Source organism: Pseudomonas sp. Marseille-Q5117 (genome assembly GCF_946901175.1).
Classification (GTDB): domain Bacteria; phylum Pseudomonadota; class Gammaproteobacteria; order Pseudomonadales; family Pseudomonadaceae; genus Aquipseudomonas; species Aquipseudomonas iranensis.
Window position 1 is genome coordinate 117,642 of record NZ_CAMPPP010000004.1, and the last position, 22,777, is coordinate 140,418.

Below are 22,777 nucleotides of genomic sequence, written 5' to 3' on the forward strand. Positions count from 1 at the left end.
GAGCGGGCCGTTGCCCGTAAAAAAGCGTCGCAGATGGTGACGGGCCAGACTCAATTCTTCGAATTCTGCCTCTCATACTCTTCCATAAAAGCCTTGCGCTCCATCTCCGCTATTTCCCTCGCGACTTGACGCCGACGCTCTTTCGCAGCATGCAGCTGGACATCATCGAGGAAGCAATAATGGCGCAGCCAGTGAAGCGTCATTTCCTCGTCCGGGAAGTAATAGGACTTGGCTCCCTTGCTGTTTCTTGGCGTGTCGTTCATTTGTTCGTCGAAAACCATCGCCGTGACTTCATTGGGTGGCAAGCACCCTGTTCCAGCGACCTTGTTGCGGAAACACCAGGCAATTTCATCAATGTGTTTTTGCGCGCTGCGATGGCCGCGCCGATAGAATCGCTGGTGCTCACAAGTCTTTTGCATCCGCGCCAACATCACCTCGGGGTCTAGCCATTGTCCGAGGCCATGGTTTTGGGCATTGATCATCAGGCCATTCACCCAACGCTCGGTGAAGCGCAGAACGAACTCGTGATCGTCGGCTTTTTTCGCGTCAGCCAGGATCACGCAATAGCGGGTTTTGATGTGCAGGACCAACAACACATGTTTGCGCTGCACAGTGATCGCATGAACCAACCACTGTTCGTCCGCGCCGTTCAGCTCATCACCCTCAATAACTGATGACGGCGGCTTGGTGTCCACCGGCGTGATCGTTTGGCCTTTATGAACACGGCTGAAGAACTTACTGGCGGCTTCGGTGCAATTGAAGATCAACATTCAGGTTCTCTTGCAAGCGGGTGACATTGGGTCAGTCATCTCGAACGATCTCTTCGACCCACTCAATTTCGTAAGCCCGACGTTCAATATCAGAAGTCAGCTTCTGCACTTCCTCGCTCAGAATCGACAACTCCGCATGGGTCAATAAATCATGCGAGACCATGAGCGTCAGTTTCCAAAGCGCGGAGGAACGAGCCAGACCATCGAACATGCGAGCCATGTCGCGGTTTCGATCATTGATCAAGCCGTAGATCATGCCGTAGCGGGCATGGGCCGACAGCGCACCGTGCTGTGTGATTGTCTTGGTATCGGCGAGCACACCTTGGCAAAAACGGTCGAGCGCGATTTTGCGCAGTTGCTTGAATTTCTTCCAGTCACTTTCACTGATCGACATGACGTTCCCCGTGTGTTCTGTTTGACCTCAGCAAGATTAACCCGGTTAACCGCATTAGCTCATCTCGTCCACATACCCAGCATCACTAGCATAAGTAAGCCAACATAGATTTGGGCATGCATTCTATCCGGTATCCGCCCAATCCACCGCGCAGCCAATCTGATCCCTAGCAACGAGCCAACCGTCAGCACTGCAAACGCCAGCACATCGACATACCCGATATACCAAACGCCCAAATCAGCCCCGGTGAAACCGGCAAGCGCCATGTACGTCAGCGTCCCGGCCGACGCTACCGGTACGCTGAGCGGATTGGCCATGGAGGTCGCTTGCGACATGCTCAGCCCGCAGCGGCGCAGCAGCGGAACGGTCATGACGCTTCCTCCTACACCTAGGAAGGTCGCGATGGCGCCGATGCCTACGCCGCCGGCGGATGTTTCCGTCATGGTCAGTCGCCGCGGGAATGTGGTTTGGGACTGTGTGAGAAATCCTCGGCGCAGCAGGCAATCGACGATGGTCACGCCCAGGTAGGCGATGAAGGCGTAGCGGATCACTTCGCCGCTGACCCACATCGCAGCGATGGCACCGACGACCGCACCCACGCCGATAAACCCGCCCAATGGCCAGAGGTAGTCCCGGAGCAGATTGCCAGCGCGCTGGTGTTTGCGTGTGGCGATCAGGGCGTTGACGATCATCACGCAGGTCGAGGTGGCCACGGCGATGTGCATGGCCGATTGCGCGATGGGGTCGTCGGCTGCGTGGCTGGCGGTGAGCATGCGATAGAGCAGCGGCACGATGACGAAGCCGCCGCCGAAACCGAAGAGCACGGCGCTGATGCCGGTGAGGCAACCGAACAGTGTAAGCTGGAGGTAGAACATGGTGGGCGTCCAGGATCGGGGGAGCCCAGGACATTAGAGCGTGATGCACTGGCCGGCTTCAGTAGTTGGGCCAATAATGTTCGCGTTTACGCCAATCGCTGGAACACGCCTGATGCGCAATATTTCGATCAATCAGCTCGATGACACGCCTCGCCCGGTCGTGGCCATCGGTACCGATTATTCCCACGGCCACCTACTCCCGTTTCATACGCATCGCCGTGGGCAATTGCTCTACGGCGCCACCGGCGTGATGCAGGTCAGCACCCGGAACGGTAATTGGGTGGTGCCGCCCCAGCGCGCGGTGTGGATTCCGCCGGGCGTGGCCCATGAGGTGTTGATGCTCGGGGTGAGCACGCGCAGTGTGTATGTCGAACCGGGCAACATGGATCTGGGGCCGGACTGCCAAGTGCTCAATGTGTCGCCGCTGCTGCGGCATTTGCTGATGGAAGCGGTGGACGTGCCACTGATGTACGACCAGGCCGGACGCGACGGCGTGCTTATCAACTTGCTGTTGCATGAACTGGCACGCAGCGCGCCCCTTGCCCTACACATTCCCATGCCCGCCGAAGGAAAGCTCCTCAGTCTGTGTCAGACCTTTCTGAACATGCCAAACACCCATCAATCCCCGCAGGATTGGGCCGATCAGTTACACATAAGCTTGCGTACCTTTAACAGATTGTTTCGGCAGCAGACCGGGCTCAGCTTTCGTCAGTGGCGCCAACAGGCGTGCGTCGTGCAGGCGTTGGCACGGTTGGCGGCGGGGGAAGCGGTGACGCGGATTGCCCTGGACTTCGGCTACGAGAGCCCGGCGGCGTTTTCGACGATGTTTCGGCGTGTGCTGGGACAGGCACCGTCCGTCTGGTTGGAGCCCACGAACTAGGCAAATTCGAAAAATGCGTTTGATCCCGGCCGAAAACAACTGTACAAAAACACAGTACATTTTCAATCAGCACTTTTGAGCCCGGAGCACACCATGGCCTCTCTTGCGATGAACCACGTCCTCGAACGCATTGCCCTTTTCCAGTTCACCCCGACCCACTGCGTCCAGGCCCGCGCCATGCTGGGCTGGAGCGTTGAACAACTGTCGCGCGAGGCCGAAGTGGCGGTGGCAGATATCCAGCGGTTCGAAGCGCAGCAGGACGTGGCGGACGCCGCAAGACTGGCACTGGCTTATCGGTTTGAAGCGCAGGGGTTGGTGTTCTTCCCGGGGTTTGCACCGGGGCGCAGTGTCAGGGCGGAGGGTATGGCGGGGGAATCGGTGGGGCGTGGGGATTTTGCGATGGCTGACTGAAATGGCAATTTGATAATTATTCCAAAATAGGTATATTTCGCATGAGTGCAAGGAAGCCGCTTATGTGGGTCTGCAGTAGTAAAAAAGATCTCAAGCAGATGCCCACAGAGGTCCAAGACGTTTTTGGTCACGCACTGGATCTGGCTCAATGTGGCCTGAAGTATTCAGATGCAAAGCCATTGAAAGGGTTCGGAGGCGCAGGTGTCCTGGAGTTGATAGAAGACTTCGACACCGACACCTACCGCGCCATTTATACGGTTCGTTTTGGCAGTGCAATTTACGTTTTGCACTGCTTTCAGAAAAAGTCGAAAAGCGGGATTAAAACCGCCCAATCGGACATTGATCTGATCAGAAACAGACTTCGAGCCGCCCAGGAACATGCGAAAGGATCAGAAAACCATGGAGATTGAAGTAGGTAGCGGAAACGTCTATCACGATCTGGACTTACCCAATGCAAGTGAAATGCAGGTGAAGTCGCAGCTCGCAGCGAAAATTGGCGCAATCATTAAGGCGCGTCATCTCACTCAGGTTCAGGCGTCAGAAATCTTGGGACTCTCACAACCCAAGCTTTCCGAAATGTTGCGTGGCAAATTTCGCGGAATCAGTGAGGCCAAAATGATGGAATGCCTTTCACGTCTCGGACGAGATGTGCAAATTGTAGTCAAATCGGCCCCCCGATCACGGAAAGAGGGCCGTATTGAGGTGGTATTCGCTTGAGGCGAACGCGTCAGGCATTCTGAGCAAGCGCCTCCCCCTCCTCTTCAACCGCCATCCACCACGCACTCCCCCGTTGTGGATGCGCAAGGTTGAACGCCTCCCCCATTCGCGGTGTGGTAATCGCAATACTGCGTTCCCACGCGAGGGCAAGGATGCGGTCGAACGGTTCATGCCAGGCGTGCATGGCCAGGTCGAAGGTGCCGTTGTGGATCGGGAAGAGCCAGCGGCCCTTGAGGTCGATGTGGGCTTGCAGGGTTTCTTCCGGTTGCATGTGCACGTGGGGCCATTCGACGTTGTAGGCGCCGGTTTCCATCAGGGTCAGGTCGAACGGGCCGTATTGTTCGCCGATGCGTTTGAAGCCGTCGAAGTAACCGCTGTCGCCGCTGAAAAAGATTCGTGTGTCGGCGTCGATCATCACCCACGACGCCCACAGCGTGCTGTTGCCGTCGAACAGGCCACGGCCGGAGAAGTGCTGCGAAGGGGTGGCGACGAAGCGGATACGGGCGATTTCGGTGCCCTGCCACCAGTCGTACTGGCGCACCTTGCTGGCGTCGATGCCCCACTTGATCAGGGTGTCGCCCACGCCCAGCGGAGTCAGGAAGTAAGTGGTTTTGGCGGCGAGTTTGAGCACCGCTTCGTAGTCGAGATGGTCGTAATGATTGTGGGAGAGGATCACCGCTTCGATCGGTGGCAGCTCGTCAATGCTGATCGGTGGTTGGTGGAAGCGTTTCGGGCCAGCCCATTGCACTGGCGAGGCGCGCTCGGCGAAGACCGGGTCGGTGATCCAGAATTTGTCGCGCATCTTCAGCAACAGCGTCGAGTGTCCCAAGCGGTAAACGCTGTGATTGGGCGCTGCGAGCAGATCTTCGCGAGTAAGCGGCTGCACAGGAATGTCGGCGCTCGGACGGGTGTCGCGCGGTTTGTGGAAAATCATGTTCCACATGATCCGCAGCATTTTGCGTACCCCTTCGCGCTGCACCGGCGCATGATTGCGAAACAGCCCTTGATCCTGGCGCGAGGCTTCAGGCGTGGGAGTGTTATCCGGGAGTGAGACTGGATTGGCCATGACTGAACGACTCCGAAAAACCGTGTGCTGCACGGTATTCCACGGGAAAGGAAAATGGCCAAGCTGCACGCAAAGGCCAAACGCTCTGGTTTGTAAGGTGCGAGGATTAACGCAACATTACACTGAGCGGTGTAGTTTCTAGGTTGCATCAAAGCCGACGCCAAGTAAACTGCCGAGTGTAAATTCATTCCTCTCTGCCGAAGCCCGCTCATGACCGCTCCACAACGCCTCACTGACCGCAAACGCGAAGCCATCATCCAGGCGGCGATCGCCGAATTCCGTGCCCACGGGTTCGAAATCACCAGCATGGACAAGATCGCCGCCACGGCCGGGGTGTCGAAGCGGACGGTGTACAACCACTTCCCGAGCAAGGAAGAGCTGTTCGCCGAGATCCTTAATCAGCTGTGGGCGCGGATCATTGCCGAGCCATCGGTGAGCTACGACCGCGAGCAACCGCTGCATGAGCAGCTGCGCCTGATGCTGCGAGAAAAAGTGCAGATGATGGCTGACGAGAATTTTCTCACCCTCGCCCGGGTGGCGATTGCCGCAACCATTCATTCTCCCGAACGTGCGCAGAACATGATCGAGCGCATGGGCGAGCGCGAGGAAGGACTGACTGTCTGGATACGCGCGGCGCAAGCCGACGGACGGCTCAAACCGGTGGATCCAGAATTTGCCGCGCATCAAGTACAAGGTTTGCTCAAGGCATTCGCGTTCTGGCCGCAGATCTCGCTGGGTCGCGCGGCCCTTGATCCAGACGCGCAGAATGCAGTTGCCGAGTCGGCGCTGGAGATGTTCCTGGCACTGTATCAGCGGTGAATCACTGGCGCGGCGAGCCGCGTACAACTAATTTCGTAAAAAGTTATACAAACTCGTGAAAAATTCCTTTCTTGTACAACTTTATTAAGTTTTGTATAAGTAGCCATCTGCCAGTAACGGAACGCTGGCATTGAGCAGTCACCACCGAATGCCGTCTGTGCATTTCGGTCTGCCGGCGCAGGAATAGGGACTGAATCCTTTTGATTTTCCCCACTTCCCGAGTACCGCAAGCATGTTCTTCAATCGCCAGAAAGCCGCCCTCGCTGAATTGCAACACACCGTTTTTGACCAAGCTGCGATGCTCGAAGCGATCAACCGTTCGATGGCGGTGATCGAGTTCGATCTTGATGGCGTGGTGTTGCGTGCCAATGACAATTTCCTCAAGACCATGGGTTACACGGCTGCCCAGGCGATCGGCCAGCCGCACCGGCATTTCTGCACACCAGAGTTCGGTCGCAGTGCCCAGTACACTGAGCTGTGGTCGCGCCTGAAAAACGGTCAGTTCCAGTCCGGCACCTTTGAACGGGTCAACAGCAAAGGCCAGCCGATCTGGCTGGAGGCCAGTTACAACCCGATCAAGGATGCGTCGGGACGGGTGATCAAAGTGGTCAAGTACGCGATGGATGTCACCGCCAAGGTGCAGCAGGAGAACGAGGCCAACGCCAAGCTGCAGGCGATTGATCGCGCGATGGCGGTGATCGAGTTCGATCTCGACGGCAATATTCTTACCGCCAACCAGAATTTTCTCACGCGCATGGGTTACAGCCTCGCAGAGCTCAAGGGCCAGCATCACCGCCTGTTCTGCACCCCGGCGCTGGTCAACAGCGGCGCCTATCAGGATTTCTGGCGCCGCCTGAATCAGGGCGAGTTCTTCCACGGGCAGTTCGAGCGCGTGGATAAACGCGGTCAGATCGTCTGGCTGGAGGCTAACTACAACCCGGTCTACGACGCTTCGGGGCGCTTGTACAAAGTCGTGAAGTTCGCGTCTGACGTTACCGCCCGTGTCGAGCAACACGAGCAGGACGCGCGCAGTGCCAGCACCGCTTATCACATCTCGGTAGCGACGCGAAAAGTCGCCGAGCAAGGTACGCAGGTGATTCAACAGGCTGCCAGCGAAATGCGCGAAATCGCCGAGGACATCAGCCAGTCCTCAACGCTGATCGCACAACTGGGCGACCGCTCCGAGCAGATCACCGCCATCGTCAACACCATCCGCGCGATCGCCGATCAGACCAACCTGCTCGCCCTCAACGCCGCCATCGAAGCCGCGCGCGCCGGTGAACAGGGCCGCGGCTTTGCCGTGGTGGCCGATGAAGTACGGCAACTGGCGGCGCGCACCAGCGGTTCCACCGCCGAGATCTCCACCATGATCAGTCTGATCCAGAGCGAAACACGGCAGGCGATCAAAAGCATGCAAGGCACCCGCGACCGCGCCGCAGAAGGCGTGGAACTGGCCAATCAGGCCGGCACGGTGATTCTGCAGATTCGCGACGGCGCCAGTGAGGCGGTGGATGCGGTGAGCATGTTTGCCAATGAGCGGGTGTCGGGGTAATGGCGGTAGTCTCAGTCACCAAGTAAAACTCGGGATAGTGGGATGGCAATCACGCGATCTATAGTGACGGCCATCCATCAGCAAGCGCAGGGAAATCCCATGGAAAATCGCGCCGTCCGCATCGCCCTGGTTGGCGATTACGACCCCCAAGTCACCGCCCACCAAGCGATTCCGGTTGCACTCGGCCTGGTCGCCGAACACCTGCAACGCACCGTGCAGTTCGAGTGGCTGGCCACTGAAGAGATCGGCACCGACACTGCGCTGACTCAATTCGATGGATTCTGGTGTGTACCCGCCAGCCCTTATAAAAGTGAAGACGGTGCGCTAAGAGCAATCCGCTTTGCCCGCGAGCAAGGGCGACCTTTCCTCGGCACCTGTGGCGGTTTCCAGCACGCGGTTCTGGAATATTCGCGCAATGTGCTGGGCTGGGCCGACGCCGAACATGGGGAAACCTCGCCAGAATCCGAACGCGCTGTGCTAACGCCGCTGAGCTGCTCGCTGGTTGAAGCCATCGACGTCATTCATCTCCAGCCCGGCTCGTTGATCGTCAAGGCGTACGAAAAGTCTGAAATTGAAGAAGGCTATCGCTGCCGCTACGGCGTGAATCCGCAGTTCGAACAGCATTTGATGAGCGATCAGTTACAAGCAGTAGGCCGTGATTCAGCGTGGGATCTGCGCGCTATCGAATTGAAAAAACATCCGTTTTTCGTCGCCACGCTGTTCCAGCCGGAACGCGCCGCCCCAAAAGGAAAAATGCCACCGCTGGTTCGCGCATTTATCGAAGCCTGCGGATTGCGGGATTGAGCGTTATGCACTCGGCCATTGAGGTTGGCGGCGCCCCCAACGCCACCTTCGTGAGCAGGCTCGCTCCCACATTGGATCTGTGGCGTTCACGAAATCCCTGTGGGAGCGAGCCGGCTCGCGAAGAGGCCCGCAACCCCACTGCAAACCTCAACCCCGCATTAGACTCCGCACCGCCACAATCTCCGGCACTTCAACCTTGCTCATGTAAACCCGCAGCGGCTCGGTGATGTTGATGCGGTCGTCGATGTGTTGATCGAGCAGCAGCTGAATCAAGTCGCGCTTGAGGGTCATGGTGGTTTCCGACGCCTTCGCCCAGACGAATTCACTGGCCGGGATGATGCCGTCGTCGGCCACGTCCATGCCGAATGAATCTTCGCTGAAGCGCACGATGTACTGGCCGGTCTTGCGGTTGAGGCCGACGAAGCCTTTGAGATCGTCGGCGGCATGGCAGATGAGTTGGGAGGTGATGCGCATGGTAAACCTCACGAAAGATGATCGATGGTTTACACGCAGGGCATCGCAGCGGCGCGCCCTCTGCCGGGGCGTCTGCCGAGGGCAAGCGTACTGCAAACAGCGCCACAAAAGTGCAGGAAATTTCCGTTTTGCTCGGTTTATGTCGGTCTGGCGATAGCCCTGCGGCGCTTCAATTGTTAAAAGGTACGTCTCGAAAAAAACCTGCGAAAGGAACTCGACCATGCCTGCCACTTTTACCCGAAGCGCTCTGGTGCTGAGTCTGTTGTTCGGCCTCGGTCAGGCGCATGCCGCCAGCCACCCCGAGCCCAAGGCAATCGCTGCCGCCCACGGCATTCCGCATCCGGCGGTCATCGCCCACCGTGGCGCGTCGTTCGATGCTCCGGAATCCACCGCTGCGGCCTACAAACTGGCCCGTGACCTCGGCGCCGATTACCTGGAAATGGATTTGCAGCGCAGCAAGGACGGCGTGCTCTTCGCCCTGCACGACGACAACCTGCAACGCACCACCGACGTTGCCAGCAAATTCCCCGAGCGCAAGGACAGCCCGGCCACCGCGTTCACCATGGCCGAACTGAAAACCCTCGATGCCGGCAGCTGGTTCAACAGCAAATATCCTGACCGCGCACGCCCGTCCTACGCCGGGCTGAAAATTCTCACCCTCGATGAAATCATCGACATTGCCCGCGCCAACCCGCAGCACAAGCCGGGCCTGTACATTGAAACCAAAGAGCCGCAGCTGTTTCCCGGCATCGAACATGACCTGAAGGAAAAACTGCAGGATCGCGGTTGGCTGAGCCCGGCCGGTTCGAAACTGGCGAAAAGTGCGCTGGGCGTCGGTCAGGGCAAAGGCAAGGTGATCCTGCAGACCTTCGATAAGAACAGCCTGCAATTGCTGGAAAAGGAAATGCCGCAAGTGCCGAAGATCCTGCTGTTGTGGGTCGGCGAAGGCAGCATCGAGCCGAAATCCGCCGTGACGTTTGCCGCGTCCGGCGAGAAAGACAAAAACGTGTTCTACGGCAAGCAGGAACCCAAGTCAGAAGCGGAATTCAAGCAATGGGTCGACTACGCCAAGGCCCAGGGCGCGATCGGCACCGGCCCTTCGGCGAAGCTGACTCAGGGTGGAGATCAGAGCTACTCCGACCTGGTGCAACCGTGGATGAATCAGTACACCCACGATCAGGGCATGCTGGTGCATGTTTATACGGTCGACGAGGCGGTGGACTACGAGAAAGTCATGGCGGCGGGTGTCGACGGTATCTTTACCAACCGCGCCAGTGAACTGTTGAAGTTTTATAAGCGTCCTGCTGTTGGCAGTGTTGATGAGGTTCTGAAGAAGAACCGTTTCTAAGTTGTTATCGAGTCGCCTGCTTCGCGAGCAGGCTCGCTCCCACAAAGAGCAGTTTTATCGCAAAGCAGAGATTTAAGGGTGAGTTAAGTTGCGCTGGTTAATCTGAACCCACTTACACAGATCAACCACTTCAACGCACTGCCAAGGAATGAACCGATGAAAACTTTGACTGCCCTGTTTACCGCCGCTGCCCTGACCCTCACCGCTGGCCTGGCTCAGGCTGATGTTCGCATCGACCAGATCCCGCAACTGGTCAAGGACGGCAAGATCAAGTCGCTGGAATCGATGAACGCCGAAGCACTGAAACTGCACCCGGGCGCAACGATTACCGACACCGATCTGGATAACCACTTCAATGGTTACGAGTATGAAGTTGAACTTAAAACTGCTGACGGCAAAGAGTTCGACGTGGACTTTGATGCCACCACCGGTAAAGTGCTGAGCGACAAGCAAGACACTTGATAGACCGCTGTTAAAGAGCCGCACGATTTAACGATCGTGCGGCTTTTTTGTGGCTGCCGTTTGGCGTGAGGTTTGGGGTGACTGGGAAATCGATTCCCCCTCACCCCAGCCCTCTCCCCCAAGGGGGGCGAGGGGGAAAGGGAGCAGATCGGGGGCTTTTCAAGACCAGAGTTCACCTCGACATTTCCGGTCGACGTATCTCTAACAATCAACACGGTCAGTCCCCTCTCCCGTGGGAGAGGGCTAGGGTGAGGGCCAAGCCATCACACCGAAAACACTGACATACCACGACCCAAACCAATCAAGCACTCAACCGCGCCGTCACCTCATTCAACTGTCCCGACAATCCATGCAGGTTCTGACTGGCACTCTCGGTGCGCTGCACGTTGTCCAGGTTGGTGCTGGCAATCGCGGTGATTTCAGTCAGGTTGCGCGAGATATCCTCGGCCACTGAAGTCTGCTCTTCTGCCGCCGTGGCGATCTGCCGGTTCATGTCGCGAATCGCCTCAACCGCCAAGGTGATGCGCTCCAGCATCGCGCCGGCCTGGGTCACTTGCTCGACACTTTCATCACTGCGCGCCTGGCCGCTCTCGATAGCCTGCGCGGCATCGACAGCGCCGGTCTGCACGTTCTGAATGATCTGGTTGATCTCGATGATCGACTCCGCCGTGCGCTGAGCGAGGTTGCGCACCTCATCGGCGACCACGGCAAAACCACGCCCGGCCTCACCCGCCCGCGCCGCTTCGATGGCTGCGTTGAGCGCCAGCAGGTTGGTCTGTTCGGCGATGCCACGAATCACTTCCAGCACCTTGCCGATACGACCGCTGTCGGTTTCCAGGCGACGGATCACCGTGGCGGTGTTGGCGATTTCGCCGCGCATCTGCGTGATCGAGTGAATGGTGGTTTGCATGACCTTTTCACCCTGCTGCGCCGACTGATCGGCATCGTCGGCAGCACGCGCGGCATCGGCGGCGTGACGGGCGACTTCCTGGGCCGTGGCGGACATTTCATTCATCGCCGTGGCCACTTGATCAGTGCGGTTGAATTGCTCGCTGGTGCCGCCGGCCATGGTCGTGGCAATGGCGTTCAACTCGCCGCTGGCGCTGTCCAGATCACCGGCGCTGCGTTGCAAGCGAGTGAAGGTGTCCGCCAGAAAATCGCGCAGAGTGTTCGCTGCGGCGGCGAGGTTGCCCAGTTCATCGCGACGCTCGCTGACTACGCGTTCGGCCAACTGGCCACGGCTCAAGCGGGTGACGTAATCGATGAGGTTGCGGATCGGCTCGATCAGGTTGCGGCTGACCAGCCACAGGCTCAGCAGACCGATCAACAAGCCTGACGCGAGCATCACCAACAGCCCCAGCCACACGGTGCGCTCAGCGCTGGCGCTGATCAACGCCGATTGCGCGGTGCCCTGCTCCCGCAGTTCGGCGACCAGTGCGCTCATCTGCTCGCTGGTGGCGCGATCAACGCCTTTGACCGCTGCGTCGCCGGCGCTCGGATCACCACCGGCAGCGACGTAGGCATCGCGGCCTTTCTGGTAGGCCGCGCCCAACTGGCGATGCTCCTCGCGCAAACGTTCGATGCGGGATTTGAGATTGGCATCGATGCCTTTCTGGCCGGCCAGTTCACCGAGAATGTTCTGCACGTCGCGCTGGCGCTCTTCGAACTGGCTCCAGTATTTCGCCAGATCCGCCGGTTGCTTGCCGCGCAGCAGAACGTTTTTCCATTCCTGCACCTGCACTTTGAATTGCAGGTTGGCTTCATCGATCAGTTGCGAAGTGTGCAACGGGCCGGCGATCAACTGGCTATAGCTTTGCACGCCGTTGGAGAGGAAATGAAAGCAGGCCAGCGCGATCAACAATATCGCCAGCAGACTGCCGCTCAGCAGGGCGAGAATTTGCGTTCTCAGGGATTTTTGCAACATTGCAAGGTACTCGAAGCAGGGATGAGGCACGCCCGAGCGGACGTGAAAAATGGCCGGACTTCCCTGTCGACGTACCATGGCCAAGGGCCGATGGCGCGCAACCTAACTCAACCGAGATCGGCGCGCCAGAGCGCTTCTTGAAAATCTTCCGACAGTCGGTAACGCGTTGATTTGCAGTCACTTTACTGTCACAAAACGGTCATATCGGCTTGCGATGATGCCGCTCAGGTGAACCTGAAAATTCCCCACCAGACACCCTCCTCGCAGCGAGCCGCCATGAACCACAGCCTCGATATCAGCCATCGCGCCCCGGACCTGTTTGGCTTGCTCTACGGCTTTCGCTTCCTGCCCGGTGAGCGCGGGCGCGAGATCGATTCGGCGACGGCTTTGCGCTGTTTGCAGGACGACGGTGACAGCGAAGAATTTCTCTGGCTGCACCTGAACCTGGCCCATGCCGCGTGCGAGCGCTGGATGAAAAGTCATCTGCAATTGCCCGAGGAGTTTTTCGAAGCGCTGCACGAAGGTTCGCGTTCGACGCGCATCGAGCATGTCGATTCGGCGCTGCTGGCGGTGGTCAACGATGTGGTGTTCAACCTCAGCAGCATGTTCTCGTCCGACGTGTCGACGCTGTGGGTTTGCGTGCGCAGCAAACTGATCGTCAGCGCACGCCTGCAACCGCTGCACTCGGTGGACAAGTTGCGCTCGTCGGTGAAAGCCGGCGAGTGCTTTCGCTCGCCCTCGGAATTGCTCGTGCATCTGCTGCGCGATCAGGGCGAAGTGCTGACACAGATCGTGCGCAAGACCAGCCTGAGTGTCGATCAGGTCGAAGACGAACTGCTCTCCTCGCGCCTGTCGACCAACCGCGCCGAACTTGGCGCCAACCGTCGCGTGCTGGTGCGTTTGCAACGGCTGTTGGCGCTGGAGCCGGGTTCGCTGCTGCGCTTGCTCAATCGTCCGCCGCCGTGGTTGCAGAAGGAGGACGTCAAGGAGTTGCGCAAATCCACCGAGGAGTTTGCGCTGATCATCAACGACCTCACCGCCCTCGGCGAACGGATCAAACTGTTGCAGGAAGAAATCGCCGCCAACCTCAACGAACAGAGCAACCGCACGCTGTTCACCCTGACGGTGGTGACGGTCCTGGCCTTGCCGATCAACATCATTGCCGGTTTTTTTGGGATGAATGTCGGCGGTGTGCCGCTGTCCCAAGACCCGCACGGATTTTGGGTGCTGGTCGCGTTGGTGGCCACGTTCACCGTGATTGCCGGGCGCTGGGCGTTTCGCAAGCGTGGGGATTACTGAGCGCAAAACGCAATGCCACCGTAGGGCAAATGTGGGAGCGAGCCTGATCGCGAAGTCGGTGTGTCAGATAAATCAATGTTGAATGACATGGCGCTTTCGCGAGCAGGCTCGCTCCCACAGGGGCAATGTGCTCAATGTCAGAGCGTTGAACGTACGACATCGCCGAGCCAATCCATAAACACCCGCACCCGCAGCGGCAAATGCCGTTGCCGCGCGTACAACAACGAAATCGCCATCGGCGGTGCGGTGTGTTGTGGCAGTACGGTCACCAGTTCGCCATTCTCCAGATGCGGCTGCATGCCGGTGCGCGGTACCTGCGTCAGGCCGAAGCCGCCCAGGCACGCCGCTTCATAGGCATCGGTGCTGTTGACCGTGACACTGCCGGCCATCGCCACGCGCCGCACCTCGCCGTTTTCCTCATAGACGAACCCCTCCGAACGCGAGCCCAGTACGCCGACGTAATGCACCAGCCGATGCTGCGCCAGATCCTCGATGGTCTGCGGCACGCCGTAACGTTGCAGGTAAGCCGGGCTGGCGCAATTGACCATCGGGAAGTCGCCGAGATGCCGGGCGACCACCGACTGATCCGGCTGCGCGCCGATGCGCAATACGCAGTCGAAACCCTCGCTGAGCAGATCGACGCGCCGGTCGGTACTGCTGATTTCCATCTGCAGATTCGGGTGGCGATCCATGAATTCCGGCAGGCGCGGCATGATCAAGCGTCGCGCGAGGATGTTCGGCATATCGACGCGGATGCGCCCGGTCAGCGAAGCCTCGTCCTGACGGAACAGCCCTTCGATCTCGTCCATGTGCGAGAGCAGATCTTTGCTGCGCTCGTACAGCACCAGTCCATCCTGAGTGGCCTGCACCTTGCGCGTAGTGCGCTGCAACAGCCGCGTGCCGAGCAAGGCTTCGAGCGCCTGCACCTGTTCGGAGACCGTGGAGCGCGGCAGGCCGAGGCTTTCACCGGCGAGGGTGAAACTCGACAGTTCGCTGACCCGGACGAAGGTGCGCAGCAGTTCCAGTTTGTTCATGACAAGCCCCGGTGATTGTTCGGCTGAGCCGATCAGTGATTCCGCTTTTGCCGTGTTTATCACCTCAGGGCGAATAAATAAACTTCTTCCATCCCCAATCAATGCAATCGAGGAAGTCAGCATGAACCGCAAAATCGCACTGATCACTGGCGCCAGTCGTGGCCTCGGCCGCAGCGCCGCCCTGCACCTCGCCGCGCAAGGCATTGACATTATCGGCACCTACAACAGCCGCGCCGACGAGGCCCAAGCGCTGGTCACTGAATTGCAGGCGCTCGGCGCGAAAGCGGCGATGCTGCAACTGGACGTCGGCCACAGCGAAAACTTCGCCGCGTTTGCCGCGCAGGTTGAACAGGTATTGGGGCAAACCTTTGAGCGTCAGCGCTTTGATTTCCTGATCAACAACGCCGGGGTCGGCGTGCATGCGCTGTTCAGCGAAACCACCCCGGAGCAGTTCGATCTGCTGATGAACGTGCAGTTGAAAGGGCCGTTTTTCCTGACTCAGCAATTGCTGCCGCTGATCAATGACGGTGGGCGCATCGTTAATATTTCCAGCGGCCTGACCCGCTTCAGCCTGCCGGGTTACGGCGCTTATGCGGCGATGAAAGGTGCTATGGAAGTGCTGACGCGTTATCAGGCGAAAGAGCTGGGGGCGCGGCAGATTGGCGTGAACGTTCTGGCGCCGGGTGCGATTGAAACCGATTTTGGCGGTGGCACGGTGCGCGACAACAGCGCGGTCAACGCGATGGTCGCCAGCAATACTGCGCTGGGTCGTGTAGGGCTGCCGGATGATATTGGCGGTGCACTGGCGCTGCTGCTGTCGGAGGGTGGACAGTGGATCAACGGTCAGCGGGTCGAGGCATCTGGCGGCATGTTTCTCTGAACTCAACCAACAGACTTTTCGTGGCGAGGGGATTTATCCCCGCTGGGCTGCGGAGCGGCCCCAAAATCGGGTCTGCTCCGCAGCCCAACGGGGATAAATCCCCTCGCCACAGGTTTATCTCAGCTTTCATATGCGCGGCGGGCCATGAAGCGCTCGCGCAGGACGTCATAACCCCAGTGGTAGACATAGGTGTACGGCAGGAAGAACAGCAGCACGCCAATGTCGAGCAACAACGCCTGCCACAGGCTGACCGACAGCCACCAGGCTATCAGCGGCACGCCCATCACGATCAGTCCACCTTCGAACAACAGCGCATGCACTACACGGACCCAGGCGTTGTGCGGCAGATTCATCCGCGCCAGAGCACGGTCGAAAAAACGGTTGAACACCACGTTCCACGCCAGCGCCAACAGCGCGATCAACACGGTCACCGCGCCCATGTCGAGCAGCGGCTTTTGCATGATCCAGGCGAGCAGCGGCGTGCAGATCAGGATCGCAAGAAACTCGAAACCAACCGCCTGGAAAACACGTTCGGTAATGGACTTGTGGGCAGTCATGGCCTGACTCCTTGTTTGACGATGGTTGCCATGATCCGACTGAATACCGATACTTCATAACCAATAACCATCGATCAAGGCGATAGTTCATGGCTTCGCAGGAAGTACTGTTGGCATTTGTGCAGGCAGCGACGCAAGGCTCATTTTCCGCAGCGGCGCGCAAACTGGGGCGCAGTCAGTCGACCATCAGCGCGGCGGTCGCCAGTCTGGAGATTGATCTGGATTTGCAGCTATTCGACCGCAGCAGCCGCAAGCCCACGCTCACCCCCGCCGGCCACGTCATGCTGCAAAAAGCCGAGGCGATTCTGGCCGCCACCAGTCGCTTGGAGATGAGCGCGCGGCAATTGGCCCAAGGTGTGGAACCGAAACTGACCGTGGCGATTTCCGACACTTATCAGTCCTATCGTTTCGAGGCGGCGCTGGTGGATTTCGAGCAGCGTTATCCGGAGCTTGAGCTGGAATGCCTGATTGCCGAATGCGAAGACCTGATCGAACTGGTCCAGCGCGGCCGGGCGCATCTGGCCTTCGCGGAAATGCAGGATAACTACCCGCCGGATCTTGTGACCTCCACTGTGGCCGAGCGCACGGAGATTGCATTGTTCGTCAGCCGTGAGCATCCGTTGGCCAAGCTTGAGCATGTCGATCAGCAGATTCTCGAGCAACATCGCGAATTGCGGCTGGCGACCATCGTCAATCCCTACGACAGTCGCGGCAAAGGCCGGGTGTGGTCGGCGCCGAGTTATCTGATGCTGCTGGAAATGGCGGAAAAGGGTTTTGGCTGGGCACCACTGCCGAGGTGGCTGGTGCAGCGTTATGCCAATGATTTGCTGATTGAGCTGAATGTGCGCGGCTGGCCGAAACCGGTGTTTGTCGATGCGTTGTGGTCGCGCTTGTATCCGCCGGGGCCGGCGGGGAGCTGGTTGCTCAGCAAGATGCTCGAATAAGCGCTTGAAATCAAAAGCCCCTCACCCCAGCCCTCTCCCGGTGGGAGAGGGGGCCGACCGAGGTGTCTGGCGTTATGCATCGACCTGAAAAACCTTATCGATTATGGATTCAAGACAATTCGTTCAAGTCGGTGAATCCCTCCAATATCCCCCAATCAGTCCCCTCTCCCTTTGGGAGAGGGTTAGGGTGAGGGCAATCCACAGGCTGCCCACACTAGCCAGAGCGCCAAGGTCAGAGCATTTCGAGCGCCATGATACGTGCTCGAATAAACCGCCGCTCCGGCTCCTGCCGCGTCAGCTCCAGCGCCCGCTGATACGCCGCGCGCGCCTGCTCCACCCGACCCAACTGCCGGCAAAACTCCGCCCGCGCCGAATGGACCAAGTGGTAATCCTGCAACTCGCCACGCGCCAGAATCCCTTCAACCAACAACAACCCGGCCAACGCTCCATCCCGTTTGGCCACCGCCACCGCGCGGTTCAGCTCGATCACCGGCGACGGCACCGCGCGCAGCAATACGTCATACAGACCGACAATCTGCTCCCAGTCCGTTTGCGCCGCCGACGGCGCTTCCGCATGCACCGCTGCAATCGCCGCTTGCAGGCAATATGGCCCGAAGCGCCGCGTACTCAGCGCGCGCTCGACCAGCGCGCAGCCCTCGGCCATCAGCCCGGCGTGCCACAACGAGCGATCCTGATCGTCGAGCAACACCAGTTCACCGCTGGGCGAAGTGCGCGCCGGTCGACGTGATTCATGCAGCAGCATCAGCGCCAGCAGACCCATGACTTCCGGCTCCGGCAGCAACTCCATCAACAAGCGCCCCAGCCGAATCGCTTCGCGCGTCAGATCCTCGCGGGTCAGCTCGGCACCGACCGAGGCCGAATAGCCTTCGTTGAACACCAGATAAATCACCCGCAACACGCTGTCGAGGCGCTCGGGTAATTCGTTCAGCGTGGGCACTTGATAAGGGATTTTCGCGTCGCGGATCTTCGCCTTGGCGCGGACGATGCGCTGGGCAATCGCCGCCGGCGCCGAGAGAAAAGCGCGGGCGATTTCCTCGGTGGTGAGGTCGCAGACTTCGCGCAAGGTCAGCGGCACTTGCGCATCTGCCGCCAGCGCCGGGTGGCAGCAGGTGAAGATCAGCCGCAAGCGATCGTCTTCCACGTCTTCGCCACTCCAGTCAGCCTGTTCCAGCTCATCGAGTTGTGCCAGCAGCAACGGTTGCGACGCCTTGAACCGCGCGCGCCGGCGCAGCACATCGATGGCTTTGAAACGTCCGGTGGAGACCAGCCAGGTGCGCGGGTTGTCCGGCACGCCATCGCGCTGCCAGCGCTCGACCGCGACGAAGAACGCCTCGTGCAAGGCTTCTTCGGCGAGGTCGAAATCACCGAGCAGGCGGATCAGCGTGGCCAGAATCCGCCGCGAGTCCTCGCGGTAGACCTGCTCGACCCGCGCCCTGACGTCAGACATTCAACTGCCGCACCGGGCGCACTTCAACGCTGCCGACCCGCGCTGCCGGAATGTTGCCGGCCACCTGAATCGCTTCGTTGAGATCCTTGGCATCGATCAGGTAAAAACCGGCCAGTTGCTCCTTGGTTTCAGCGAAAGGCCCGTCGGTGATCGACACCTTGCCGTTGCGCATGCGTACCGTGGTGGCGGTCTCCACCGATTCCAGCGCTTCGGCAGCGATCATCCGCCCGCTGCCCTGCACCGACTCGGCGTAGGCCCAGCATTCAGCGTCCTCCGGGCTGTCAGGCGAGGTGTGCAGCAAGCGTTCATCGCTGTAGACCAGGCATAGGTATTTCATGGCGATCTCCTGATTCGAACGGATCAACTATGGCTGAAGATCAGGGGGTTACATCGAACAGCGTCGAGCCGCTCATCGGATCGAACGGTGCCGACCAGTGCTCATGGGCAATCTTCCACGCCCCGCCGACCTGCCGATAACAGGCGGTCACACGCATCCAGCAACTCTGGGTTTCGCCCTTGTCGTTGGTGCCGCCGCAATTGGCCACCCAGTGGGCGAAAGCGATGTTGTCGGCGCTTTCGATGGCGATTTCGTGGAACTCGAAGATGTGCGGGCCGGGGCACATTTCCATGCACTCGACCCAGTGCGCGCGGTACGCCGCTTTGCCTTTGAATTGCAGGGCCTTGATCGCATCGAACGAGACGATGTCGTCGGCGTACAGGGCCATGACTTTTTCGACGTCCTTGGCCATTACTGCTTCGCGATAGGTGTTGATCAGGCTCTGGATTTCGCTTTGTGCGCTCATGGTGTTCTCCGTGGTTTTTGTTGTGAAGACACCCTTAGTCGTTTGCCCTTTGTGCAGATCGACAGGGCAAACAAAAAAATTTCGCCGACAACAATGTCGCTAGAATCCGAGCTTCAATCCTTGTAGGAAAAAGGAAATTCCCGTGTCAGCCCAACTCGTGCCTTACGACAGCCTCAGCCCTTTGCAGCGTGAGCAAGTCGAGTCGATTGAAATTCACCCCGAGCAGATCAAATTCTCCGGCGACATCCACGGTGCCCTGCACACCCTGCTGTCGAAACCCGGCCCCGGCGTGAAAGGTTTTGCCCTGCTGGCGGACGAAGTGCCTGTGGCGTTTCTGCTGCTCAAGCGCCCGCCGGTGTTGCCCGACTGGGCCGATGAACACAGCGCCACGTTGCATGCTCTGCAGGTCGATCGGCGCGCGCAGGGCAAGGGTTACGGCAAGGCGTGCCTGCAAGCGCTGCCCGCTGTCGCCCGCGAGGCGTGGCCGGAGATCAAGGGGCTGGAATTGTCGGTGGACGCTGATAACGAGGCGGCAATTGCGCTGTATGCCAGGCATGGCTACGTCGACAGCGGCGAAGCGTACAAGGGCCGGATTGGGTACGAGCGGCGGATGGGGCTGTTTTTTTAAATCGTAGAGGGATAAACGATGATCGATTCGATAGAAGCATTGGAAGCCATTTACGGCCGGCCCCACGAACGCGCCGTGCGCAAGCAGATCGGCTTTCTCAACGAGGATTATCAGGCGATGGTGCGCCTGTCGCCGCTAGTGATCGTCAGCTCGGTGGGGACCGATGGCCTCGATAACTCGCCGCGCGGTGATGCGCCGGGGTTTGTTCGGATCATTGATCAAAACACGTTGGCCCTGCCGGATCGCCCGGGCAACAACCGCATCGATACCTTGCGCAATGTGCTGCACGATTCGCGGGTGTCGCTGCTGTTCATCATTCCCGGGATCGGCGAAACATTGCGGGTCAATGGCACGGCCCTGATCAGCGATGAACCGGCGTTGCTGGAGAGTTTCGCGGTGAATGGCAAACCGGCGAAAACTGTGTTGCTGGTGACGGTGGACGCGGCGTTTTTTCACTGCTCGAAAGCCTTTGTCCGCTCGGATGCGTGGAATCCCGAAACGCACCTGCCGCGCTCGGCCTTGCCATCTGCCGGCGCATTTCACAAGCGCCTGAATGACGGCCAGTTCGACGCCGACACCTACGATCGGGAAGCGCCGAAACGGGTGCGCGAAAGCCTTTACTAACCGCGCTACTACAGACACCTCAAAACCCTGTGGGAGCGAGCCTGCTCGCGAAGGCGTCGTGTCAGTCGACACTTGCTTGGCTGAAATACCGCTTTCGCGAGCAGGCTCGCTCCCACAATTTTGATTGAGGCTTAGAGAGTGAGGATCATCTCGTGCCACGCCATGCCGCCGTGGTCGGACTCGGACGGTTTGATGTAGGCAAAGCCGAAGCCGGCATACAGCGCAATGTGCTGCTCTTTGCACATCAGGTGAATCGTCGCTTTGTCCATGGCGCGCATGCGCTCGATGAATTCGGCGAGCAGGCGCTTGGCCAGGCCCTGCCCTTGGTAATCCGGGTGCACGACCACCGACATGATCACCACGTTCGGGCCTTTCGGGTCGTGGCCGATCAGTTCCTTGAAGGCTTCGTCGGACATCTGCACGTCGAACGCCGCGCCGGAATTGATGAAACCGGCGACCACGCCGTCCACCTCGGCGACGATGAAGCCGTCCGGCCAGGTGGCGATGCGCGTGGCGATCTTTTCACGGGTGGCGGCTTCGTCGCCTTCGTAGGCGACGGTTTCGATGGCGTAGCAGCGGTCGAGGTCGGCGGCGCTGACGTTGCGGATCACGGTGTTCATGGCAGCTCAAAAATCTGTGGAAACAAGGCCCGCCAGCATAAAGCACAACCACCGAGGCGGACATGCTCCGCCTCGATTAGTACGCCGCTCAGGCCCTGATCGGCAGCCAGATTTCCAGCGTGCCGGTATTGAGTTTCGGGTTGTAATCCTCGCTGTAGCGCTCGAATTCCGGGGCGTCCGCCGCTTCGTGGCCGGACTGCGGCAGCCAAGTGTTCCAGATGTACTGGAAGGTGTCAGGGAGTTGCGCCAGTGACCCCTTGTGCTCGAACACGGCATATTTCTGCGGCTGGATTTCAACCCAGCGGTACTTTTCCGGCAGGTCGTCGAGCTTGTCGATCTGCACCCCGGCGATGTATTCGAAACCGCCCTCGCCATCCGCATTGCAGCAAACGCCGTAGGTTATTTCGTTGACTTGCGCGGGGATTTTTCCCAAGTGCGGGATCAGTTTTTCCCACAACGCGGGAATGTCTTCGGTGGTTTGCTGAGTGAATCGCCCACCGAAACCTGCAATCAGCAAGAACTGCCCGTGTTCGAAGCGAGGCTCGGTTATCTCGACGCGTTGTTGTTCATCCATGACGCGACTCCTCAGAACGGAAAAGTGGATTCGGCTGGGAGTATAGAAAGCCCGACCCGTTTCGCACGTTTACAGCGAGTGCAACTGCTCGACGGCGCCCGAGCCGACAAACTCGTTGTAGCCAGAAACGATCACGTACACTGCGAAATAACAGAAGATCGCCGCCGATGCCAGATAGGAGTAGCGCAGTAGCTTGTCGCCCAGCAGCTTGCCGCCGTGGCTCGCAGCGAAGCACAGACCGGCCGACCACAGCAGCCCGGCGCAGAGAAAACCACCGAGAAACAGCGCCGAACTCAACGGACCACCGCCACCGGACCGGGCGATCAACGTACCGCCGACAGCAGCAAACCAGAGAATCGCACTCGGCGATGACATGGCGAGAAAGATGCCGCGAAAGAATTCCTTGCGATGGGAGTTCTGCCCCACTTCCGCCGTTTCCGCCAACAGCGCTTCGTGGTGAATTGCCGAATAAATCATCTTCGCCGCGAAGTAGATCAGCAGCGCCGAACCGCCAATCCACAGGACCCAGCGCACGGTTTCGTATTGCAGCAGGACGGTCATGCCGGCCAGTGCCAGCACCGCGTAGATCAGGTCGCCGACACAGGTGCCCAGGCCCAGGGCGAAGCCTTGAAAGTAGCCGCGCTGCATGGCCAGGGTGATCATCGCGATGTTGGCTACGCCGATATCCAGGCACAGCGAAAGGCTCAGCAAGAAGCCGCTGGTGAATTCCATTGACCGATTTTCCTTGAATAAAATGTTTACAACCGCGCTGGACAGTATGCCATCACTGCCCTTATCTTCCGCCACAGGTCACCGCAGTGACCAGCGTCGCTCGGACGGTTCCGGGCGC

At 59.1% G+C, this 22,777-nt stretch carries 28 protein-coding genes; 14 read left to right on the plus strand and 14 right to left on the minus strand.

The features are described 5' to 3' along the window. Positions 1-50: 50 nt before the first annotated feature. The 3 genes from OC605_RS08975 to OC605_RS08985 are packed head-to-tail and all read right to left on the minus strand — an operon-like array spanning position 51 to position 2,039. A complete protein-coding gene (locus OC605_RS08975; protein ID WP_262136713.1) occupies positions 51-770 on the minus strand; it encodes a DUF6933 domain-containing protein in 720 nt (239 codons plus the stop codon). 31 nt (positions 771-801) lie between these two features. Then, on the minus strand, positions 802-1,164 hold the full coding sequence (locus OC605_RS08980) for a hypothetical protein (protein ID WP_039758005.1): 363 nt from the start codon (positions 1,162-1,164) through the stop codon (positions 802-804). A 59-nt stretch (positions 1,165-1,223) separates the two neighbouring features. Then, complete coding sequence (locus OC605_RS08985) at positions 1,224-2,039, minus strand: sulfite exporter TauE/SafE family protein (protein ID WP_262136714.1); 816 nt, start codon at positions 2,037-2,039, stop codon at positions 1,224-1,226. A 112-nt stretch (positions 2,040-2,151) separates the two neighbouring features. Here OC605_RS08985 and OC605_RS08990 point away from each other — a divergent pair, with 112 nt between their 5' ends. The 4 genes from OC605_RS08990 to OC605_RS09005 all read left to right on the plus strand — a co-directional run bounded on the left by OC605_RS08990 (position 2,152) and on the right by OC605_RS09005 (position 4,047). Further along, positions 2,152-2,919: an AraC family transcriptional regulator gene (locus OC605_RS08990; protein ID WP_262136715.1), complete on the plus strand. Its 768-nt coding sequence runs from the start codon at positions 2,152-2,154 to the stop codon at positions 2,917-2,919. A gap of 93 nt (positions 2,920-3,012) precedes the next feature. Then, positions 3,013-3,330, plus strand: coding sequence for an XRE family transcriptional regulator (locus OC605_RS08995; RefSeq protein WP_262136716.1), 318 nt, complete (start codon positions 3,013-3,015; stop codon positions 3,328-3,330). Between the two features lie 62 nt (positions 3,331-3,392). Further along, positions 3,393-3,740, plus strand: a complete 348-nt coding sequence (locus OC605_RS09000) for a type II toxin-antitoxin system RelE/ParE family toxin (protein WP_262136717.1) — start codon at positions 3,393-3,395, stop codon at positions 3,738-3,740. Further along, on the plus strand, positions 3,730-4,047 hold the full coding sequence (locus OC605_RS09005; RefSeq protein ID WP_186567694.1) for a helix-turn-helix domain-containing protein: 318 nt from the start codon (positions 3,730-3,732) through the stop codon (positions 4,045-4,047). Before OC605_RS09000 ends, OC605_RS09005 begins: the two co-directional genes overlap by 11 nt. 10 nt (positions 4,048-4,057) lie before the next feature. Here the strand turns inward: OC605_RS09005 and OC605_RS09010 are convergent, their stop codons facing one another. Next, positions 4,058-5,113 carry an MBL fold metallo-hydrolase gene (locus tag OC605_RS09010; protein WP_262136718.1) on the minus strand — a complete coding sequence of 352 codons (1,056 nt, stop codon included), beginning with the start codon at positions 5,111-5,113 and terminating at the stop codon, positions 4,058-4,060. A gap of 210 nt (positions 5,114-5,323) precedes the next feature. On the opposite strand from OC605_RS09010, the gene OC605_RS09015 reads away from it, so the two are divergent. The 3 genes from OC605_RS09015 (at position 5,324) to OC605_RS09025 (ending at position 8,288) form a co-directional block, all read left to right on the plus strand. Continuing rightward, positions 5,324-5,932: a TetR/AcrR family transcriptional regulator gene (locus tag OC605_RS09015; RefSeq protein ID WP_016773570.1), complete on the plus strand. Its 609-nt coding sequence runs from the start codon at positions 5,324-5,326 to the stop codon at positions 5,930-5,932. Between the two features lie 232 nt (positions 5,933-6,164). Next, a complete protein-coding gene (locus OC605_RS09020; RefSeq protein ID WP_133339658.1) occupies positions 6,165-7,484 on the plus strand; it encodes a methyl-accepting chemotaxis protein in 1,320 nt (439 codons plus the stop codon). A 99-nt stretch (positions 7,485-7,583) separates the two neighbouring features. Continuing rightward, entirely contained in the window at positions 7,584-8,288 is a 705-nt protein-coding gene (locus OC605_RS09025; RefSeq protein WP_262136719.1) for a CTP synthase, read from the plus strand. Positions 8,289-8,435: 147 nt separating this feature from the next. On the opposite strand, the gene OC605_RS09030 is transcribed toward OC605_RS09025, so the two are convergent. Beyond that, positions 8,436-8,762: a DUF2025 family protein gene (locus OC605_RS09030; RefSeq protein ID WP_262136720.1), complete on the minus strand. Its 327-nt coding sequence runs from the start codon at positions 8,760-8,762 to the stop codon at positions 8,436-8,438. Positions 8,763-8,982: 220 nt separating this feature from the next. Between OC605_RS09030 and OC605_RS09035 the strand changes: the two genes are divergently transcribed. Continuing rightward, positions 8,983-10,110 (plus strand): glycerophosphodiester phosphodiesterase, encoded by a 1,128-nt coding sequence (locus tag OC605_RS09035; protein ID WP_262136721.1) that lies wholly within the window; start codon positions 8,983-8,985, stop codon positions 10,108-10,110. Positions 10,111-10,266: 156 nt separating this feature from the next. Next, entirely contained in the window at positions 10,267-10,572 is a 306-nt protein-coding gene (locus tag OC605_RS09040; protein WP_016773566.1) for a PepSY domain-containing protein, read from the plus strand. 301 nt (positions 10,573-10,873) lie between these two features. Here the strand turns inward: OC605_RS09040 and OC605_RS09045 are convergent, their stop codons facing one another. Continuing rightward, the gene (locus OC605_RS09045; protein ID WP_262136722.1) at positions 10,874-12,496 is read right to left on the minus strand and encodes a methyl-accepting chemotaxis protein; all 1,623 of its coding nucleotides are present in this window, start codon (positions 12,494-12,496) and stop codon (positions 10,874-10,876) included. A 276-nt stretch (positions 12,497-12,772) separates the two neighbouring features. On the opposite strand from OC605_RS09045, the gene OC605_RS09050 reads away from it, so the two are divergent. After that, on the plus strand, positions 12,773-13,795 hold the full coding sequence (locus tag OC605_RS09050) for a transporter (RefSeq protein ID WP_262136723.1): 1,023 nt from the start codon (positions 12,773-12,775) through the stop codon (positions 13,793-13,795). 137 nt (positions 13,796-13,932) lie between these two features. On the opposite strand, the gene OC605_RS09055 is transcribed toward OC605_RS09050, so the two are convergent. Further along, positions 13,933-14,829, minus strand: a complete 897-nt coding sequence (locus tag OC605_RS09055) for a LysR family transcriptional regulator (RefSeq protein WP_024014036.1) — start codon at positions 14,827-14,829, stop codon at positions 13,933-13,935. Positions 14,830-14,950: 121 nt separating this feature from the next. Here OC605_RS09055 and OC605_RS09060 point away from each other — a divergent pair, with 121 nt between their 5' ends. Further along, positions 14,951-15,709 (plus strand): SDR family NAD(P)-dependent oxidoreductase, encoded by a 759-nt coding sequence (locus OC605_RS09060; RefSeq protein WP_076563899.1) that lies wholly within the window; start codon positions 14,951-14,953, stop codon positions 15,707-15,709. 119 nt (positions 15,710-15,828) lie between these two features. On the opposite strand, the gene OC605_RS09065 is transcribed toward OC605_RS09060, so the two are convergent. Further along, positions 15,829-16,266, minus strand: coding sequence for a multidrug/biocide efflux PACE transporter (locus OC605_RS09065; protein WP_016773561.1), 438 nt, complete (start codon positions 16,264-16,266; stop codon positions 15,829-15,831). Between the two features lie 89 nt (positions 16,267-16,355). On the opposite strand from OC605_RS09065, the gene OC605_RS09070 reads away from it, so the two are divergent. Then, positions 16,356-17,210, plus strand: a complete 855-nt coding sequence (locus OC605_RS09070; RefSeq protein ID WP_262136724.1) for a LysR family transcriptional regulator — start codon at positions 16,356-16,358, stop codon at positions 17,208-17,210. A gap of 232 nt (positions 17,211-17,442) precedes the next feature. Here OC605_RS09070 and OC605_RS09075 read toward each other — a convergent pair whose 3' ends face one another. From OC605_RS09075 to OC605_RS09085, 3 genes are read right to left on the minus strand one after another with little or no spacing between them, the layout of a single operon-like run. Continuing rightward, on the minus strand, positions 17,443-18,678 hold the full coding sequence (locus tag OC605_RS09075; RefSeq protein WP_262136725.1) for an RNA polymerase sigma factor: 1,236 nt from the start codon (positions 18,676-18,678) through the stop codon (positions 17,443-17,445). Then, positions 18,671-19,015: a YciI family protein gene (locus tag OC605_RS09080; protein WP_110646584.1), complete on the minus strand. Its 345-nt coding sequence runs from the start codon at positions 19,013-19,015 to the stop codon at positions 18,671-18,673. Before OC605_RS09080 ends, OC605_RS09075 begins: the two co-directional genes overlap by 8 nt. A gap of 40 nt (positions 19,016-19,055) precedes the next feature. Continuing rightward, a complete protein-coding gene (locus OC605_RS09085; protein WP_262136726.1) occupies positions 19,056-19,481 on the minus strand; it encodes a YybH family protein in 426 nt (141 codons plus the stop codon). A 142-nt stretch (positions 19,482-19,623) separates the two neighbouring features. Here OC605_RS09085 and OC605_RS09090 point away from each other — a divergent pair, with 142 nt between their 5' ends. After that, positions 19,624-20,109 (plus strand): GNAT family N-acetyltransferase, encoded by a 486-nt coding sequence (locus tag OC605_RS09090; protein ID WP_262136727.1) that lies wholly within the window; start codon positions 19,624-19,626, stop codon positions 20,107-20,109. A gap of 18 nt (positions 20,110-20,127) precedes the next feature. Beyond that, positions 20,128-20,733 carry a pyridoxamine 5'-phosphate oxidase family protein gene (locus OC605_RS09095; RefSeq protein WP_110602454.1) on the plus strand — a complete coding sequence of 202 codons (606 nt, stop codon included), beginning with the start codon at positions 20,128-20,130 and terminating at the stop codon, positions 20,731-20,733. A 131-nt stretch (positions 20,734-20,864) separates the two neighbouring features. On the opposite strand, the gene OC605_RS09100 is transcribed toward OC605_RS09095, so the two are convergent. The 3 genes from OC605_RS09100 to OC605_RS09110 all read right to left on the minus strand — a co-directional run bounded on the left by OC605_RS09100 (position 20,865) and on the right by OC605_RS09110 (position 22,659). Then, positions 20,865-21,353 (minus strand): GNAT family N-acetyltransferase, encoded by a 489-nt coding sequence (locus OC605_RS09100; protein WP_024014042.1) that lies wholly within the window; start codon positions 21,351-21,353, stop codon positions 20,865-20,867. 88 nt (positions 21,354-21,441) lie between these two features. Beyond that, complete coding sequence (locus tag OC605_RS09105) at positions 21,442-21,927, minus strand: GyrI-like domain-containing protein (RefSeq protein WP_186567683.1); 486 nt, start codon at positions 21,925-21,927, stop codon at positions 21,442-21,444. A 69-nt stretch (positions 21,928-21,996) separates the two neighbouring features. Then, on the minus strand, positions 21,997-22,659 hold the full coding sequence (locus OC605_RS09110) for a LysE family translocator (RefSeq protein WP_016773553.1): 663 nt from the start codon (positions 22,657-22,659) through the stop codon (positions 21,997-21,999). Between the last annotated feature and the right edge of the window lie 118 nt (positions 22,660-22,777).

Coding starts and splice junctions, on each gene's coding strand:
- OC605_RS08975 (WP_262136713.1), bottom strand. CDS start 770: ATGTTGATCTTCAATTGCACCGAAGCCGCCAGTAAGTTCTTCAGCCGT.
- OC605_RS08980 (WP_039758005.1), bottom strand. CDS start 1,164: ATGTCGATCAGTGAAAGTGACTGGAAGAAATTCAAGCAACTGCGCAAA.
- OC605_RS08985 (WP_262136714.1), bottom strand. CDS start 2,039: ATGTTCTACCTCCAGCTTACACTGTTCGGTTGCCTCACCGGCATCAGC.
- OC605_RS08990 (WP_262136715.1), top strand. CDS start 2,152: ATGCGCAATATTTCGATCAATCAGCTCGATGACACGCCTCGCCCGGTC.
- OC605_RS08995 (WP_262136716.1), top strand. CDS start 3,013: ATGGCCTCTCTTGCGATGAACCACGTCCTCGAACGCATTGCCCTTTTC.
- OC605_RS09000 (WP_262136717.1), top strand. CDS start 3,393: ATGTGGGTCTGCAGTAGTAAAAAAGATCTCAAGCAGATGCCCACAGAG.
- OC605_RS09005 (WP_186567694.1), top strand. CDS start 3,730: ATGGAGATTGAAGTAGGTAGCGGAAACGTCTATCACGATCTGGACTTA.
- OC605_RS09010 (WP_262136718.1), bottom strand. CDS start 5,113: ATGGCCAATCCAGTCTCACTCCCGGATAACACTCCCACGCCTGAAGCC.
- OC605_RS09015 (WP_016773570.1), top strand. CDS start 5,324: ATGACCGCTCCACAACGCCTCACTGACCGCAAACGCGAAGCCATCATC.
- OC605_RS09020 (WP_133339658.1), top strand. CDS start 6,165: ATGTTCTTCAATCGCCAGAAAGCCGCCCTCGCTGAATTGCAACACACC.
- OC605_RS09025 (WP_262136719.1), top strand. CDS start 7,584: ATGGAAAATCGCGCCGTCCGCATCGCCCTGGTTGGCGATTACGACCCC.
- OC605_RS09030 (WP_262136720.1), bottom strand. CDS start 8,762: ATGCGCATCACCTCCCAACTCATCTGCCATGCCGCCGACGATCTCAAA.
- OC605_RS09035 (WP_262136721.1), top strand. CDS start 8,983: ATGCCTGCCACTTTTACCCGAAGCGCTCTGGTGCTGAGTCTGTTGTTC.
- OC605_RS09040 (WP_016773566.1), top strand. CDS start 10,267: ATGAAAACTTTGACTGCCCTGTTTACCGCCGCTGCCCTGACCCTCACC.
- OC605_RS09045 (WP_262136722.1), bottom strand. CDS start 12,496: ATGTTGCAAAAATCCCTGAGAACGCAAATTCTCGCCCTGCTGAGCGGC.
- OC605_RS09050 (WP_262136723.1), top strand. CDS start 12,773: ATGAACCACAGCCTCGATATCAGCCATCGCGCCCCGGACCTGTTTGGC.
- OC605_RS09055 (WP_024014036.1), bottom strand. CDS start 14,829: ATGAACAAACTGGAACTGCTGCGCACCTTCGTCCGGGTCAGCGAACTG.
- OC605_RS09060 (WP_076563899.1), top strand. CDS start 14,951: ATGAACCGCAAAATCGCACTGATCACTGGCGCCAGTCGTGGCCTCGGC.
- OC605_RS09065 (WP_016773561.1), bottom strand. CDS start 16,266: ATGACTGCCCACAAGTCCATTACCGAACGTGTTTTCCAGGCGGTTGGT.
- OC605_RS09070 (WP_262136724.1), top strand. CDS start 16,356: ATGGCTTCGCAGGAAGTACTGTTGGCATTTGTGCAGGCAGCGACGCAA.
- OC605_RS09075 (WP_262136725.1), bottom strand. CDS start 18,678: ATGTCTGACGTCAGGGCGCGGGTCGAGCAGGTCTACCGCGAGGACTCG.
- OC605_RS09080 (WP_110646584.1), bottom strand. CDS start 19,015: ATGAAATACCTATGCCTGGTCTACAGCGATGAACGCTTGCTGCACACC.
- OC605_RS09085 (WP_262136726.1), bottom strand. CDS start 19,481: ATGAGCGCACAAAGCGAAATCCAGAGCCTGATCAACACCTATCGCGAA.
- OC605_RS09095 (WP_110602454.1), top strand. CDS start 20,128: ATGATCGATTCGATAGAAGCATTGGAAGCCATTTACGGCCGGCCCCAC.
- OC605_RS09100 (WP_024014042.1), bottom strand. CDS start 21,353: ATGAACACCGTGATCCGCAACGTCAGCGCCGCCGACCTCGACCGCTGC.
- OC605_RS09105 (WP_186567683.1), bottom strand. CDS start 21,927: ATGGATGAACAACAACGCGTCGAGATAACCGAGCCTCGCTTCGAACAC.
- OC605_RS09110 (WP_016773553.1), bottom strand. CDS start 22,659: ATGGAATTCACCAGCGGCTTCTTGCTGAGCCTTTCGCTGTGCCTGGAT.